General features: G+C 63.7%; 13 protein-coding genes. 10 read left to right on the top strand and 3 right to left on the bottom strand.

Features of this window, described 5'->3' with window-relative positions:
- Window positions 1–2: 2 nt before the first annotated feature.
- Entirely contained in the window at window positions 3–2006 is a 2004-nt protein-coding gene (locus tag AC0Z42_RS09695; protein ID WP_485468016.1) for a hybrid sensor histidine kinase/response regulator, read from the bottom strand.
- A 158-nt stretch (window positions 2007–2164) separates the two neighbouring features.
- On the opposite strand from AC0Z42_RS09695, the gene AC0Z42_RS09690 reads away from it, so the two are divergent.
- The 10 genes from AC0Z42_RS09690 (at window position 2165) to AC0Z42_RS09645 (ending at window position 13494) form a co-directional block, all read left to right on the top strand.
- The gene (locus AC0Z42_RS09690) at window positions 2165–3589 is read left to right on the top strand and encodes an IgA Peptidase M64 (RefSeq protein ID WP_485468015.1); all 1425 of its coding nucleotides are present in this window, start codon (window positions 2165–2167) and stop codon (window positions 3587–3589) included.
- Between the two features lie 6 nt (window positions 3590–3595).
- Window positions 3596–4240: a hypothetical protein gene (locus AC0Z42_RS09685; RefSeq protein ID WP_485468014.1), complete on the top strand. Its 645-nt coding sequence runs from the start codon at window positions 3596–3598 to the stop codon at window positions 4238–4240.
- Between the two features lie 207 nt (window positions 4241–4447).
- Window positions 4448–4639: a hypothetical protein gene (locus AC0Z42_RS09680; protein ID WP_485468013.1), complete on the top strand. Its 192-nt coding sequence runs from the start codon at window positions 4448–4450 to the stop codon at window positions 4637–4639.
- Between the two features lie 2 nt (window positions 4640–4641).
- Window positions 4642–5418: an enoyl-ACP reductase FabI gene (fabI, locus tag AC0Z42_RS09675; protein WP_485468012.1), complete on the top strand. Its 777-nt coding sequence runs from the start codon at window positions 4642–4644 to the stop codon at window positions 5416–5418.
- A gap of 66 nt (window positions 5419–5484) precedes the next feature.
- Window positions 5485–7719, top strand: coding sequence for a DUF3141 domain-containing protein (locus AC0Z42_RS09670; RefSeq protein ID WP_485468011.1), 2235 nt, complete (start codon window positions 5485–5487; stop codon window positions 7717–7719).
- An 8-nt stretch (window positions 7720–7727) separates the two neighbouring features.
- Complete coding sequence (locus AC0Z42_RS09665) at window positions 7728–9137, top strand: bifunctional enoyl-CoA hydratase/phosphate acetyltransferase (protein ID WP_485468010.1); 1410 nt, start codon at window positions 7728–7730, stop codon at window positions 9135–9137.
- A complete protein-coding gene (locus AC0Z42_RS09660; protein ID WP_485468009.1) occupies window positions 9134–10351 on the top strand; it encodes an acetate/propionate family kinase in 1218 nt (405 codons plus the stop codon). The genes AC0Z42_RS09665 and AC0Z42_RS09660 overlap by 4 nt, the downstream gene beginning before the upstream one ends.
- 191 nt (window positions 10352–10542) lie before the next feature.
- Entirely contained in the window at window positions 10543–11010 is a 468-nt protein-coding gene (locus tag AC0Z42_RS09655; protein ID WP_485468008.1) for a hypothetical protein, read from the top strand.
- 170 nt (window positions 11011–11180) lie between these two features.
- Window positions 11181–13169 carry a DUF8189 domain-containing protein gene (locus AC0Z42_RS09650; protein ID WP_485468007.1) on the top strand — a complete coding sequence of 663 codons (1989 nt, stop codon included), beginning with the start codon at window positions 11181–11183 and terminating at the stop codon, window positions 13167–13169.
- Window positions 13170–13182: 13 nt separating this feature from the next.
- Window positions 13183–13494 carry a hypothetical protein gene (locus AC0Z42_RS09645; RefSeq protein ID WP_485468006.1) on the top strand — a complete coding sequence of 104 codons (312 nt, stop codon included), beginning with the start codon at window positions 13183–13185 and terminating at the stop codon, window positions 13492–13494.
- On the opposite strand, the gene AC0Z42_RS09640 is transcribed toward AC0Z42_RS09645, so the two are convergent.
- Window positions 13491–13709 (bottom strand): response regulator transcription factor, encoded by a 219-nt coding sequence (locus AC0Z42_RS09640; protein ID WP_485468005.1) that lies wholly within the window; start codon window positions 13707–13709, stop codon window positions 13491–13493. The genes AC0Z42_RS09645 and AC0Z42_RS09640 overlap by 4 nt on opposite strands.
- A 199-nt stretch (window positions 13710–13908) precedes the next feature.
- Window positions 13909–16263, bottom strand: a complete 2355-nt coding sequence (gene parC, locus AC0Z42_RS09635) for a DNA topoisomerase IV subunit A (protein WP_485468004.1) — start codon at window positions 16261–16263, stop codon at window positions 13909–13911.
- Window positions 16264–16279 lie beyond the last annotated feature (16 nt).

The raw sequence follows: 16279 nt of genomic DNA, 5'->3' as shown, positions 1-16279 counted from the left end.
CGTCAAGCCACCGCCAGGGTGTCGAGCAGCGCGATCAGCCTGGCGGTCTCGATCGGCTTGACGAAATGATGGTCGAAACCAGCCGCGCTGGCTTCCTGCCTGGCCTGCTCGTCGCCGTAGCCGGTCACCGCAATCAGTACCGCGCCGGCCAGTTCTGGCACCGCGCGGATCTGGCGCGCCAGCGCGTAGCCGTCCAGGTCGGGCAGGCCGATATCGAGCAGGAACACATCGGGAACGCAGCTCTGCGCGCGTTGCAGCACCTGCAGTGCATGATGTTCGATGAATACCTGGTGGCCCGTGGTTTCCAAAAACATGGCCAGCATCTCGGCCGCATCGACGTTATCGTCGACTACCATCACCTGCAGCGCGGTCCAGCCGGCGCCACGCTCCTGGGCGGCCGCCAGCGGCGAAGTGGTGCGCTCTTCCTCCGCCATCAAATGCGGCAGGCAGATGGCAAAGCGGCTGCCCAGGCCCAGGCCGTCGCTGCTGGCCACCACCTCGCCGCCATGCAGCTCGACCAGGCTTTTCACCAGCGCCAGTCCAATGCCCAGGCCTCCCTGCGCACGGTCGGTCTCGCGTTCGGCCTGGGCGAACAGTTCAAACGCGTGCTCCAGCACCTTGGCTGTCATGCCGATGCCGTTATCAAGCACGGCCAGCCTCACTTTACCGCCGTCGATATCGATGCTCAAGGCGATATTACCGCCATGCGGCGTGTACTTGGCCGCGTTGTTGAGCAGATTGGCCACCACCTGCACCAGGCGTTTCGGGTCGCCCAGTACCAGCGCCGAAGCTGCCTGGGTCTCTACCCTCAGGCGGTGGCCACGGCTTTCGATCAAGGGACGCACCTGCTCGATCGCATCGGCCACCACGCGCTTGATGTCGGTGCGCACCTTCACCAGCGGGATCATGCCGCGCGTGACGCGCGAGACGTCGAGCAGGTCGTCGATCAAACCGCTGATATGGCGTACCTGACGCCCGATCACGGCGCTGGCCTGCTGCACCCGGGCCGGGTCGGTGCTGGCCAGCTGCAGCAGGTTGGCCGCCGCCGAAATCGGCGCCAGCGGATTGCGCAGCTCATGCGCCAGCATCGCCAGGAATTCATCCTTGCGCCGGTCCGCCTCGCGTAGCGCCTGTTCGGTGCGCGTGCGTTCGCTCACGTCGCGAAACATCAGCGCGACCTTTTTTTCTTCGGCCGGCCCGACGCGGATCGCGTACACATCGAACCAGCGGTTCATCGGCTCCGAGCCTTCCATGAAGCGGATCGATTCGCCCGTCAACCCCACCTTGCCGTAGATGTCGAACCAGCGCTGTTCCAGGTCCGGCACCAGCTGCCTGGCGGTCTTGCCGACCGGGTCGACCAGGCCGGTCTGCCGCTCGAACGCCGGATTGACTTCCAAAAACAGGTAGTCGGCGGGCTTGCCCGCATCGTCGACGATGATCTGGATCACGGCCAGGCCTTCGTCCATCGAGTCGATCACTGTCACATACGATTGCTTGAGTTTTTCGCGCACGCGCACTTCGCCGGTGACGTCGGTGCAGATCGCCAGCACGCCAAGCACCCGTTCTTCATCCTGGATCGGACTGCAGCCATAGGTCCAGTACACGTCTTCGCGCCGGCCGTGGCGGGTCACCGGTACCAGCGCATTTTCATGCCAGGTCGCGCCGCGGCCGGCCATCACGTCATCGACGTCCGGGCCGATGATATGCCAGGCCTCGGCCCAGCACTCCTCGCCGCGCTGGCCCAGCGCGCTCGGGTGGCGCTCCGGTCCCATGGTGCGGCGGTAGGCGTCGTTGTAGAACTGATACAGCTCGTCGCCCCACCAGATGAACATCGGGTGATTGCTGGTCAACAGCAGGCGCAACGTCGATTTCAGCAGCGGCGGCCATTGATCGGGCACGCCCATTGGATGTGACGCCCAGTCGTGGCTGCGCATCAGGGCGCCCATTTCGCCGCCACCGGCGAGAAAGCCGGGCGGCGGCGTGTTTGACAAGTCGGTTTGCTTCACGTGATTACCTTTCAGTTTCAAACGGCCTGAAACCGGGCCATCACCACGCGATTGTAGCAAGCTCTTCAATCAAAACCGCTGTCTTTGTCGCTACAATGTGCTGCGGCGAACGATGAATGTTTGCCGCTTTTTTGCTCAACTCCGTTTTCAGGAACGCCATGCAGCTCACCATCATCCGATCTTTTCTTTCCGCTCTGGCGCTGGCCGCCTGCGTGCTTCCGCTCGCGCAGGCGGCACAGCCGGCCACCATGCGCCTCGACTACCAGCACAGCGGCAATGCACTGGGCGAGCACTATGCGGTCGAACGCGTGCTGGTCGAACCCCTTCCCTGGCCGGGCAGCATGGCGCGCACCATCGACGACAGCAACCGTGGCGTCAACATGGTGGAAGTGGTCGATATCAAGACCGGCAAGGTGCTGTACTCGCGCGGCTTTTCCACCATTTTTGGCGAGTGGAGCAGTACCGACGAGGCAAAAACCACCACCCGCGCGTTCCAGGAATCGGTGCGCTTCCCGCAGCCCGAGCAGCCGGTGCGCGTGCGCATATTGAAACGCGACGAGCGCGGTTTGTTTTCCATCGTCTGGTCTGTCGATGTCGACCCGAAGGCGCAGGACGTGATCCGCCAGCAGCCGCCAGCGCTGGTCAAGCCGATCCCCATCCGCGTCAGCGGTGCTTCGGCCGACAAGGTCGACCTGCTGATTCTGGGCGATGGCTACACAAGCGCCGAGATGGGCAGTTTTGAGGCGACTGCGCGCAAACTGGCCGACCATCTGTTTACTGTCTCGCCGTTTCGCGAGCGGGCGAACGATTTCAATGTGTGGGCCATGGCCGCGCCGACCCAGGAGTCGGGCGTGTCGCGCCCGTCGACCGGCGTGCATCATGCGTCGCCACTGGGCACGCGCTACGATATCTTCGGCAGCGAGCGCTATGTGCTGACCACCGACAACCGCGCGCTGCGCGACCTGGCCCAGCATGCGCCGTATGAATTCATCGAAATCCTCGTCAATAACGACACCTATGGCGGTGGCGGCATCTTCGGCCAGTTCAGCACGGCGGCGGCCAATAACGATTGGGCCAACTACCTGTTCGTGCACGAATTCGGCCACCATTTCGCCGGCCTGGCTGACGAGTACTACACTTCGCCGGTGGCCTACCAGTCGAATGGTGAACGCCAGGAACCGTGGGAGCCGAACGCCACCGCGCTGCGCGATCCAAACAAGCTGAAATGGAAAAGCCATGTGAAGGCGGGCACGCCGCTGCCCACGCCATGGCCCAAGGACGTGTATGACGCCCATGCCCGCGAATACCAGAAACAACGCGCGGCCCTGCGTGCCGCGAATCGCCCGGAAAGCGAAATGAGCGCGCTGTTCAAGGCCGACCTGGCGCGTACCGAGCAGCTGTTTTCAAAGGCGCCGCAGCGCCATGCGGTGGGTGCGTTCGAAGGCGCCAACTACGAGTCGACCGGTTTCTACCGGCCCGAGATGCAGTGCATCATGTTTGACCGGAGCGAGACCTTCTGCTCGGTGTGCCAGGATGGCATCAGCACCATCATCGACCTGTATGCCGGCACGCCGAAACGTTGACCCGCCATGAAAAAGACCATCATCATCATTCTCATCGCCCTGCTCGCTGTCTATGTCGTCAAGCGGATGGTAGTGGACCCGTATTTGTGGAAAAAGGCCATCGCCACGCCCGAACATGCCTTGAAAGTTGGGAGCTTTGTTTTCAACCAGCGGCGTGGCCATAATGGCAGCCAGAGCATGGAAAGCCAGTATTTCATTCTCAAGGTGACGGAAATCCAGGGCGACTACGTACGGATGTCCGTGATCAGGAAGCTGAGAGCCGGCGACCAGATCGTGCAGGGTGATTTTTCCACCACAAAACAGGCGTATGCGCAGGCCAAGGGCAGCATCAGGCAACTCGTCATTACCGGCATATCACGCGACGATCTGTATGGCAGAAGGACCGGCCGCGATCCGCTGCAGATCGATGATTATTTGCTGGAGAAATATCCAGCGCTGAAAACATCGCGCTATTATTTCGAGGATGTGCCCGAGAATAAAAGGAATCGCCCGGTACCCGGTGATCGGATGGAACGCGAAGAGTATTTCACCCTGGTCTATTCAAAAAAAGAAATCATTGAACATGGCCGGCTGGTCGGGTGGATACTGAATAACAGTCCCGAACCGGAATTGTCGAATATATCGGAGAAGATCGATCTGATACTGAATTAGTCTGTGGAACAGTGCGCCGCACAATAGGGGCACTGTCATGGCATGGTCATGGTATTACGGTAGAATTTGATTCAGATCAATGTTGCATCGCCGCAAACGCCGTTATAGTTGTCCCGTATCAAGGTATCTTGACCGCGCGCACCATGCCCTACGGACGCGCCGTCAAGCTGTTGCCATTTATGGAATTCAGACGGAAACGCCACAGACATGAAGATGCACGTTAGCGCAGAAGATGTTCAGCATCAGCTCAATCCCCATACCCCCATCGTTTTGCCGTATGCCCGCGCCGGCAGCGTGACCCTGGCCACCTGCGCACGCAGGCTCAATACGGGCGCGGCGCGCTGCATCAGTGCTACCACCCCCTGGCCCGACCTGCTGCCGCCGCAGCCGCGAGCGTGAGCATGACTCTTCCGCTATTCGGCTTGCAGGGCAAGCGCGGCCTGGTAGTCGGCATCGCCAATGACCAGAGCATCGCCTGGGGCTGCGCCCGTGCGCTGAGCGCGGCCGGTGCGCAACTGGCGCTGACCTGGCTCAATGACAAGGCGCGCCCGCACGTGGAACCGCTGGCGCAGCAGCTGGGTGCGGCCATCACGGCGCCGCTCGACGTTTCCGTGCCGGGCCAGCTCGAAGCACTGTTCGAACAAATTCAACAGCAATGGGGCGGCCTCGATTTCCTGGTCCACTCGATCGCCTTTGCGCCGAAGCAGGACCTGCACGGCCGCGTGACGGACAGCTCGGCCGCCGGTTTTGCGCAGGCGATGGATGTCTCGTGCCACTCCTTCATGCGCATGGCGAAACTGGCCGAGCCGTTGATGGGGCAGGGCGGCAGCCTGATGGCCATGACTTACCTGGGCGCCGAAGAAGTGATCGCCGACTACGGCCTGATGGGCCCCGTGAAAGCCGCACTGGAAGCATCGGTGCGCTACCTGGCGGCCGAACTCGGGCCGGCCGGCATCCGCGTCAATGCGATTTCACCGGGGCCGCTGGCCACTCGTGCGGCATCGGGCATCGCCCATTTCGACCGCCTGCTGGCCGACGCCGAAACGCGCTCGCCGATGCGCCGCCTGGCCAGCATCGATGACGTCGGCGCCCTGTGCGCCTTCCTGGCCGGCGACGGCGCGCGCTCGATCACGGGCGGCACCTTGTATGTCGACGGCGGCTACAACATTCTCAATTAACCGATGGCGGCAGTTTGCGCCTGGCCACCGGGCCGGGTCTGGCAATGCCGTCCAACAAGGAACTCCATGAAGACACCATCCGCAGCCATTTTTTCGACCGGCGGCGTGCCATCGCTGGGCATGCTGGGAGCAACAGCTGATTATGCGCGCGACTCGTGGCAGCGCATCGTGCTGTACGCGGACGTGATGCGCAAGCGCGGCAACCAGTATCAGGAGCACCTGGTCGAAGAGGTGCCGAACGTACTTGATTTTCCGGCCGAAGTGGTGATGACGGGCGTGGACTTGCCGCGCCCCGTCAACTATGGCCTGGTGCGTATCCTGGCGCCCGACCTGCCGCAGCCCGATCCATCGAAGCGCCCCTTCGTGGTGGTCGATCCGCGCGCTGGCCACGGCCCCGGCATCGGCGGCTTCAAGGCCGAAAGCGAAGTGGGTGTGGCCCTGCGCGCCGGCCACCCGTGCTATTTCATCGGCTTCCTGCCCAACCCGGTGCCAGGCCAGACGGTGGAAGACGTGATGCATGCGGAAGTGGCCTTCCTGGAAAAAGTGATTTCCCTGCATCCGCACAGCGAAGGCAAGCCCACCGTGATCGGCAATTGCCAGGCCGGCTGGCAGATCCTGATGACGGCGGCCATGCGCCCCGACCTGTTCGGCCCGATTATTGTCGCCGGCGCGCCCGTGTCGTACTGGGCCGGCTGGCATGGCCGCAATCCGATGCGCTATTCGGGCGGCATGATGGGCGGCAGTTGGGCCACCGCCCTGGCGGGCGACCTGGGTAACGGCCGTTTCGACGGCGCCAACCTGGTGCAAAATTTCGAAAAGCTCAATCCGGCCAATACCCACTGGAGCAAGCAGTACAACTTGTACGCCAACATCGACACGGAAGCGCCGCGCTACCTGGAATTTGAAAAATACTGGGGCGGCCATGTGTTCCTGAACGCCGTCGAGATGCAGTACATCGTCGATAATCTGTTTATCGGCAACCGCCTGGCGACAGCCCAACTGATTACTGCCGATGGCGTGCGCCTGGACCTGCGCAATATCCGCTCGCCCATCGTGGTGTTCTGCTCCAACGGCGACAACATCACGCCGCCGCCGCAGGCGCTGGGCTGGATCACGGACCTGTACCGCGACGACGCCGACCTGCAAGCCCACGACCAGACCATCGTCTACTCGGTGCACGACAGTATCGGCCACCTGGGCATTTTCGTCTCCGGCAAGGTGGGCCACAAGGAGCACCAGAAGTTCGCCAGCAATATCGATCTGATCAACCTGCTGCCGGCCGGCCTGTACGAAGCGAAGATCGTCGACAAGACAGCCGATACCCCGAACGCCGAACTGGCCAGCGGCGACTACGTGCTGTCGGTCGAGCAGCGCCGCCTTGATGACGTGCGCGCCATCGTGCAACCGAGCGTGGAAAACGACCGCAAGTTCGCCGCCGCCGCGCGTATCTCGGAAGTGAACCTGTCGCTGTACCGCAGCTTCATGCAGCCCTGGGTGCGCGCCGCAGTGACGCCGCAATCGGCGCGCATGCTCGAACTGATGCACCCGCTGCGCACGTCGTACGAGCGCTGGAACGACCGCAATCCACTGGCCCGACTTGTCGCAAAGGAAGCTGACAAGGTGCGCGCCCGGCGCATGCCGGTGGCGGCCAACAATCCTTTGCTGGCGCTGCAGGAAGCGTTTTCCAGCGCCATCACGGCGGGCCTGAACAGCTGGCGCGACCTGCGCGACGCGGCCACCGAACAGACCTTTGACTTGGTCTATGGCAATCCGCTGGTGCAGGCGCTGGCGGGCCAGGGCGCGGGCGTGACGCCGCGTCCGCATCCTGGCGTCACGCATGAACACAGCGAAGATGGCGCGATGCTGGACGACGAGATCTACCACGGCGGCCTGGTGGAAGCGGGCGTGCGCGCGCTGTTCTACGTCCATCGCCTGCGCACTGCCGCCGACGAGCGCCGCTTCAACCTGACACTCAAATTGCTGCAGCCCCTGTTCGAGCAAGGCTTGCACATGGATGATTTCCGCACCATCGTGCGGCGCCAGGCGCGCTTGCTGCAGCATGATTTCGAGGCCAGCATGGCGGCCCTGCCGGTGCTGCTGTCGCGCGCCCATCCGGAAGCGGTGCGCGCGATCGCCGCTGGCCTGGAGCAGGTGGTGCTGATGCTGGACGCACCCGCGCCTGAAGAAAAAGAGAGCCTGGCGCAGATGCTGGAGGTCTTCGGACGCGCCACGCAACAAGCCACCGAAACGAAGAACGCGGCAGCCAGAAAAAGCGCCGCGAAATCCGCCACTACCGCATGAAGGTCCAGATGAATCCCCATGATGAGTTGAATATCGTGCGCAACCGCACGTTCGAGCAGATCGCCATCGGCGACAGCGCCAGCATCGTGCGCACCCTGAGCGCCGACGATATCGCGCTGTTCGCGGTGATGTCGGGCGACGACAATCCGCAGCACCTCGACGCCGAATTCGGCGCCGCGTCGCGCTACCAGGGCGTGATTGCCCATGGCATGTGGGGCGCGGCACTGATTTCGGCCGTGCTGGGCACGCGCTTGCCCGGCGCCGGCACCGTGTATGCGGGCCAGACCCTGCGCTTTTTGCTGCCGGTGCGGGTCGGCGACACGCTCGATATCGGCGTGACCGTCACCGGGCGCGAAGCATCCACGCGCAAGGTGACGCTGGCCTGCCGCTGCGTCAACCAGCATGGCGAGATCGTGCTGGACGGCGTGGCCGAAGTGATCGCGCCAAGCGAACAAATCGAGCGCACGCGCGCCACCCTGCCCGAAGTGCGGCTGCACAATGGCGACGGCACGCGCCGCCTGGTGGAACAGGCGCGCAGCAAGGGCCCGATCAAGGTGGCGGTGATTCATCCCTGCGATGAACTGAGCCTGGCCGGCGCGCTCGACGCGCATGCGGCCGGCCTGATCACGCCTGTCCTGGTGGCGCCGCGCGCGCGCCTGGAAGCGGTGGCTGCTGCCGCTGGCCTGAGCCTGGCCGGCATCGCCATTGACGACGTGGAGCACAGCCATGCGGCGGCCGCGCGCGGCGCCGAACTGGCCGGCAAGGGTGAGGTCGAAGCGCTGATGAAGGGCAGCCTGCACACGGACGAACTGATGTCGGCGGTGCTGGCGTCGAGCGCCGGCCTGCGCACCAAGCGCCGCGTCAGCCACTGCTTTTTGATGCAGACGCCCGCCTATCCGCGCCCGTTCATCATCACCGACGCCGCCGTCAATATCGTGCCGACATTGGAAATCAAGGCCGACATCGTGCGCAACGCGATCGACCTGGCGCACGTGATCGGCGTGGCTTGCCCGCGCGTGGCGATCCTGGCAGCGGTGGAAACGGTCAACCCGGCCATGCCGGCCACGCTCGATGCGGCGGCGCTGTGCAAGATGGCCGACCGTGGCCAGATCACGGGCGCCATCCTCGACGGCCCGCTGGCGTTCGACAACGCCGTCTCGATCGCGGCGGCCACCGTCAAGGGCATCGTCTCGGAAGTGGCAGGGCGCGCCGACATTTTGCTGGTGCCCGACCTGGAAAGCGGCAATATGCTGGCCAAGCAGCTTGAATACATGGGCGACGCCGACACGGCCGGCATCGTGCTGGGCGCGAAGATCCCCATCATCCTCACCAGCCGCGCCGACTCGCGCGCCAGCCGCATCGCTTCGTGCGCGCTGGCCGTGATGCTGGCCAGCCACTACCGGAGCACGCCACCATGAACGCATTAAATCATTGCGCTGACGGCGCGCTGATCCTGGTGCTCAATTGCGGCTCGTCGAGCATCAAGTTCGCGCTGTTTGCAGCCGACCAGGGTTCCGTCGGACAGCAGCCCGAATGGAGCGGCAAGGTCGAAGGCATCGGCCGTGAAAAAACCCTGTTCCGCGCGGGCGGGCTGCCGCCCGAAACACTGGTGTTCCCGCAGGAACAGGCGCACCACGAAGCACTGGCGCATATCCGCGAAAAGGTGGTGGAACAACTTGCGGGGCGGCGCCTGCATGCGGTGGCGCACCGCGTGGTCCATGGCGGCAGCAAATATTTCGCCCCCGTGCTGATTGATGCGGCCGTGCTGGCCGACCTGAAGGCCTATGTGCCGCTGGCGCCGCTGCACCAGCCGTTCGCATTGGAGGCGATCGAGGTACTGCTCGAGTCGCGCCCCGATATCGCGCAGGTTGCGTGCTTCGACACGGCTTTTCATCACACCGTGCCGCAGGTCGAGCAGATGCTGGCGCTGCCCTATGATGCCTGGGAACGCGGCCTGCGCCGCTATGGCTTTCACGGCCTGTCGTATGAATACCAGTCGCTGGTGCTCGAGCAGCGTTTCGGCAGCGCCGCGCGCGGCAAGGTGATCGTTGCGCATCTGGGCAGCGGCGCCAGCCTGTGCGCGATGGAAAACCTGGCAAGCGTCGGCACCACCATGGGTTTTTCGGCGCTTGACGGCCTGATGATGGGCACGCGCTGCGGCGCGCTCGATCCGGGCGCCGTGATCTACCTGATGGAGATCGAAAAGCTGTCGCTGGAAAAAGTGGCGCATGTGCTGTACCACGAGTCGGGCCTGCTGGGCATTTCGGGCGTGTCGGCCGACCCGCCGGTGCTGCTGGCGCAGGAGGACCGGCAAGATGAAACGGGCGAGCGCATCCGCGCAGCGCTGGCGCTGTATGTCCGCCGCATCGTGCGCGAGATCGGCGCGCTGACGGCGGTGCTCGGTGGCCTGGACATGCTGGTCTTTACGGCCGGTATCGGCGAGCACAGCGCCGTGCTGCGCCAGCGCATCTGCGACGAACTGCGTTTTGTGGGGCCGGTGCTCGATGGCGAGGCCAATGCGCGCAACGCCAGCCTGATTTCGACGGCGGACAGCCGCATCGTGGTCGGCGTGGAGCCGGCCAATGAAGAATGGGTGGCGGCCCGGCATGCGGCGCGCGCGGTGCTTGCCTGAGAGGTGGAGTTGCCTGTTTGCAGTGTTTTCCCCTTTGAGTGCGCTAGCGCACTGTGTGGTTTTTGATTGTTCTCTACTATGAAGTCATGCCACTGCGGTGTTTCACCAGAAACCAGCGCAGTGCTGGCAAATTTTGAACATTTTGCCCGCCTTTAGTAAAAATAATTTAAACCATATTGAAAGGTCACATCATGAACAAATTACTCGCCGCCCTGATCGCTACCGTGTTTGCCACCGCAGCCATCGCACAAACCACCACGCCAGTTGCCAAAGAACAGGCATCGGCACAAAAAGACGTCAACAAGGCTGTCAACAAGGAAGCCAAAGTAGCTGCCGACGCGAACGAAGACGTCGCCAAGGCACAAGCCAAGGCTGACGAAAAGAAAGCTGACGCCCATAACAAGGCCGCCAAGACCAAAGCCAAGGCCCACGACAACGTGGTTGACGCCGATCCGGAAGACAAAATGAAAGCACAAGCCAAGGCCGATAAAAAAGACGCCAAAGCCGATGCCAAAGCTCACAAGGCTTCCGTCAAGGCTGATGAAAAACTGGCCAAGGAAAAAGTGGAAGCCAACGCTGACAAAGCCGTTGCCGCCACCAAAACCGCTGAAGTCAAGGCCAAGGCCGACGCTGACGTGAAAGCCGCAGCAGCCAAGTAATTGGCGATACCCGCCCGCAGGCCACTCCTGTGGCATGAAAGACAGCTTCGGCTGTCTTTTTTTTCGTCTGGGCGTTTGTGGCTGGCTGCCTGCCAGCCTTGATCGGCATCAAGTCCCCACGTTTTTGCCATGCCATAGTGTTTTTCCGGACAGACTGAAAGGGAAACATCATGGCGACCTCGAACACCACTCCGCAAGTACGCCGCTGCGCCACCATGGACGTGCACCGCCGCCTGCTCAATGAGAGTCCCGCCTATGCGCTTGCGCGCGACGATATCGAAAACATGACCTTGCTGCACCAGGAGGGGCGCGGCATGGCCGGGCGCGCTGGCGTGACGCAGATACCGGTGGTGGTGCACGTGGTGTGGAATACGGCTGCGCAGAATATCTCCGACGCGCAGGTCTCCAGCCAGATCGATGTGCTGAACCGCGATTTCCGCCGCGCCAATCCCGATGTCGAAGCCACGCCGGCGCCGTTCCTGCCATTCACGGCCGACGCGCGCGTCGAGTTCGTGCTGGCGACCAGCGATCCGCATGGCGCCACCACCACCGGCATCGAGCGGCGCCAGACCACGGTGACTTCCTTTGGCGCCGATGATGAAGTCAAGTCGCAGGCCTCGGGCGGGCTCGATGCCTGGCCGGCCGCGTCCTACCTGAATATCTGGGTCTGCCAGCTCGGTGGCGGCTTGCTCGGCTACGCGCAATTTCCGGGCGGCCCTGACGAAACCGACGGCGTGGTGATACTGCAGTCGGCCTTCGGCACCATCGGCACGGCCGCGCCGCCGTTCCACCTGGGCCGCACGGCCACGCATGAAGTGGGACACTGGCTGAACCTGAACCATATCTGGGGCGACGACGGCACCGGCTGCAGCGGCACCGACAATGTCGACGACACGCCCAACCAGGGCGGCGCGAACACGGGCCAGCCGCCGTTCCCCCAGCTGTCGTGCAACAACGGGCCGCACGGCGACATGTTCATGAACTATATGGACTATGTCGACGACCCGGCCATGTTCATGTTTACCGCCGGCCAGGTGGCGCGCATGCAGGCTTGCCTGGACGGCCCGCGCGCCGCCATCGGTACCGGTGGCGGTGGCGCTGGTGCGCTGGCGCCGCGCCAGAACTCCTCGCCGGTAGTGGCCTGGGGCGCCGGCCGGCTCGATATTTTTGTCGTTGGCACCGACCACGCCATGTATCACAAGGCCTGGGATGGCACGGCCTGGCAGCCGTCCGTCACCGGCTATGAAGCGCAAGGCGGCATCTGCCTGGGCCCGCCGCAGGCCGTGGCCTGGAGCCCTGATCGCCTCGATATTTTCGTCACCGGCACCGACAGCGCGCTGTATCACAAATGGTGGAACGGCTCGGCCTGGGGGCCATCGGTAGACGGGTTTGAATCGCTGGGCGGCCTGTGCGTTGGGGACCCGCGCGCGGTCAGCTGGGCACCGAATCGCCTCGACGTGTTCGTCGTCGGCACCGACCGCGCGCTGTATCACAAATGGTGGGACAGCACGGCCTGGAGGCCTTCATTGAATGGCTACGAAAACATGGGCGGCACCTGCCTGGGTCAGCCTGAAGTGGTATCCCGGGGCGCGAACCGGCTCGACATCTTCGTCATCGGTGCCGACCATGCGCTGTACCACAAGTGGTGGGACGGCGCCGCCTGGGGGCCATCGCTGACGGGTTATGAACGGCTGGGCGGCGTGTGCATGTGCTCGCCACGCGCGGTCAGCTGGGGGCCGGATCGCCTCGACGTGTTCGTCACCGGCGCTGATGGCGCGCTGTATCACAAGTGGTGGGATGGCGCGCAGTGGGGGCCGTCGATCGACGGCTTCGAGCTCCTCGGTGGCGTCTGCGTGGGCGAGGTGGAAGCCGTCTCGTGGGCCGAAAACCGGCTCGACGTGTTCGTTATCGGCACCGACAGCGCGCTGTACCACAAGGCTTGGGACGGCGCGGCCTGGCTGCCATCGGTCGATGGTTTTGAAAACCTGGGCGGCGCCTGCACCTCGCGCCCGCGCGCAGTCAGCTGGGGCCCCGACCGACTCGACGTCTTCGTCACCGGCACCGATGGCGCCTTGTACCACAAGGCCTGGGACGGCAACGCCTGGCAGCCAGCCGCCGACGGCTTCGAAGACCTGGGCGGCGTAATATCGTGTTTCTGAACAAGGAGCAGGCATGAGCATAGATCAGCCCAGCGGCAGCTGGACCCATTCCTTCGAGGAAGATAACGCCGGTATCGAAGTCTACCGGCCCACCGCCACGTTTGCTTTTCCGCCCAGCCGCAAGGGCAGGGAAGTGCTGGAGTTTTCCAGCGGCGAGGGGCCGGCAACCGTTGCTTCGCTGACGCCCGGCCCTGACGACCGGCCGCGCGCCGCGCCCGGAGCCATGATGCAGGCACAGGGCAAGGGGCGCTATGCCACCGCAGCCGGCAAGGTGCTGGAAATTATCGAAGCCACGCCCGCCATCCTCAAGCTGGCGCGACGTTAGGGAACCGGGCCGCGCAGCTTGTACGCGAGCGCCGTGCGGTTTGCCACGTCGAGCTTCTGGTACACGGCGTGCAGCTGGTTGCGCACGGTGGCGGGTGACTTGCCCAGCACTTTTGCGATGGTTTTATACGGCGCGCCTTCGGCCGCCATGATGGCCACCTGCCGTTCGGCCGGCGTCAGGTTGCATGGGGAACTACTTGAAACTGCAATGGCCATGCCGGTTCTCCTGTCGATCTGCAGGCATGCCGATGCATGCCTTGCAGGGATAACGGAGAACGGGTGGGAATATGCAAAACTATTTGTGTGAGGTGCAACAAACCAAAAGGCAAGGACTGGGGTCGGACCCTCAGGGGGAATACGTCCCGGTGGGACGTATTCCGATCGCGAAGCGACTGACCCCTTGCTTTTGGGTTACTTAACCGATCGCCGTCATCTTGATCGGCTTCAGTTTCGACGCCAGCGCCTTGCCCTTCCTTGAACGCTTGCCAAAATGCTCGGCCAGCGCGGTGGCGCCGAGCGACACATCCTGCGCCTTGGCGCCCCGGCCGATGCCCGACACCACCACGCCGCGCTGGGTAATCGGCTGCACGGCCAGCAGCTTGTCCTTGCCTTCCAGCTCGATCAGCTTGACGCCGGTGCCACCCTTGGTCAGGGTCTTCATTTCATCGAGGCCGAACACCAGCAAGCGCGTGCTGTCGGTCAGGCAGGCCACGGCGCTGGCCGCCGCGGCAATGACTTTCGGTTCGAGCGGTACATCGCCATCGTCGAGGGTGATAAAGGACTTGCCGCCCTTCAGGCGGCTGGCCATGTCGCCCGCCTTGGCCACAAAGCCGTAGCCGGCGCTGGTGGCCAGCAACAAATTGGTGGCGCCATTGCCCGCAAAGTAGTGCAGGATGCGCACCGCGTTGCCGGGCGTGCCGCCGCTCATGTCGCACAGGGTGGTGATCGGCACGCCGTCGCCGCGTGCGTTGGGCAGGGCGGACACCGGCACCGAATAGATCTTGCCGTTGTTGCCGAAGCCCAGGAGCGTGTCGACCGTGCGGCATTCGAAAGCGCCGTGCAGCGCGTCGCCGGCCTTGAAGGTGAATTGGGCCGCGTCGTGGCCGATGCCGGTACGCGCGCGCACCCAGCCTTTTTCGGAAATGATCACGGTCACCGGCTCGTCGACCACCTTCTGTTCGGCCACGGCTTTTTGCGCTTCCTCGATCAGGGTGCGGCGCGCGTCGCCGAACTGCTTGGCATCCGCTTCGATTTCGCGGATGATGGCGCGCTTCATCGAACCCGGGTTGTCGAGCAGGTCCTGCAGCGATTTTTCTTCCTTGCGCAGCTCGGCCAGCTCCTGCTGGATCTTGATCGTTTCCAGCCGTGCCAGCTGGCGCAAACGGATTTCCAGGATATCGTCGGCCTGGCGTTCGGACAAGTTGAACGCTTCGATCAGCGCCGCCTTCGGCTCGTCCGAATTGCGGATGATATGGATCACCTTGTCGATATTGAGCAGGATCGCTTCGCGCCCTTCCAGGATATGGATGCGGTCACGTACCTTGCCCAGCTTGTAGCCGGTACGGCGCGTGACAGTGGTGAAGCGGAAATCGATCCATTCGCGCAGGATGTCGCCCAGGCCCTTCTGGCGCGGACGACCATCGCCGCCTATCATGACCAGGTTGATCGAGGTCGACGATTCAAGCGAGGTATGGGCCAGCAGCATCAGCATGAATTCTGCCTGGTCCTGGTTCTTTGATTTCGGCTCGAACACCAGGCGCACCGGCGCGGCGCGGCCCGATTCGTCGCGAATCGTGTCGAGCGAATTGAGGATCAGCGCTTTCAGCGCCACCTGCTCCGGCGACAGGGCTTTCTTGCCCAGCCTGACTTTCGGATTGGTCAGCTCTTCGATCTCTTCCAGCACTTTTTGCGACGAGGTGCCCGGCGGCAGTTCCGTGACCACCGCCTGCCACTGGCCGCGCGCCAGCTCTTCGATCTTCCAGCGCGCGCGCACCTTCATGCTGCCACGCCCGCTCGCATACATGTCCTGGATCTGCGTCGCAGGCGTGATGATCTGGCCGCCGCCGGGAAAGTCCGGGCCGGGGATGATGGCCATCAGTTCGGCGTGCGTCATCTTCGGATCGCGGATCAGGGACACCGCCGCCTTTGCCACTTCGGCCAGGTTATGCGACGGGATCTCGGTGGCCAGGCCCACGGCAATGCCGGAAGCACCATTGAGCAGCACCATCGGCAGGCGCGCCGGCAGCAGCTTCGGTTCTTCGGTCGAGCCGTCGTAGTTGGGCTGGAAGTCGACCGTGCCCATGCCGATTTCATCCATCAGCAGCTTGGCGATCGGCGTCAACCGCGCCTCGGTGTAGCGCATGGCCGCCGCGCCGTCGCCGTCGCGCGAACCGAAATTGCCCTGGCCGTCGATCAGCGGATAGCGCAGCGAAAAGTCCTGCGCCATGCGCACCAGCGCGTCGTATACCGACTGGTCGCCGTGCGGGTGCAGTTTGCCCAGCACGTCGCCGACCACGGCGGCCGACTTGCGCGGCTTCGCGGTGGCGTTCAGACCCAGCTCGTTCATCGCATACAGGATGCGGCGCTGCACCGGCTTCTGGCCGTCGCAGACGTCGGGCAGGGCGCGGCCCTTGACCACCGAGATGGCGTAATCGAGATAGGCGCGCTCGGCAAAAGTGGACAGGGTCAGCGCCTCGCCGTCGAACACCGGTTCATCGGGCACGACAGGCTCGGGCTGGGCATCGTCAAATAAATTCGTTTGTGTGGACATGGTGCGGGTTCAGTTC

This window comes from Janthinobacterium sp. 1L-D-8-B-C4, assembly GCF_057291295.1.
This window is presented reverse-complemented; position numbering and strand designations above follow the sequence as displayed.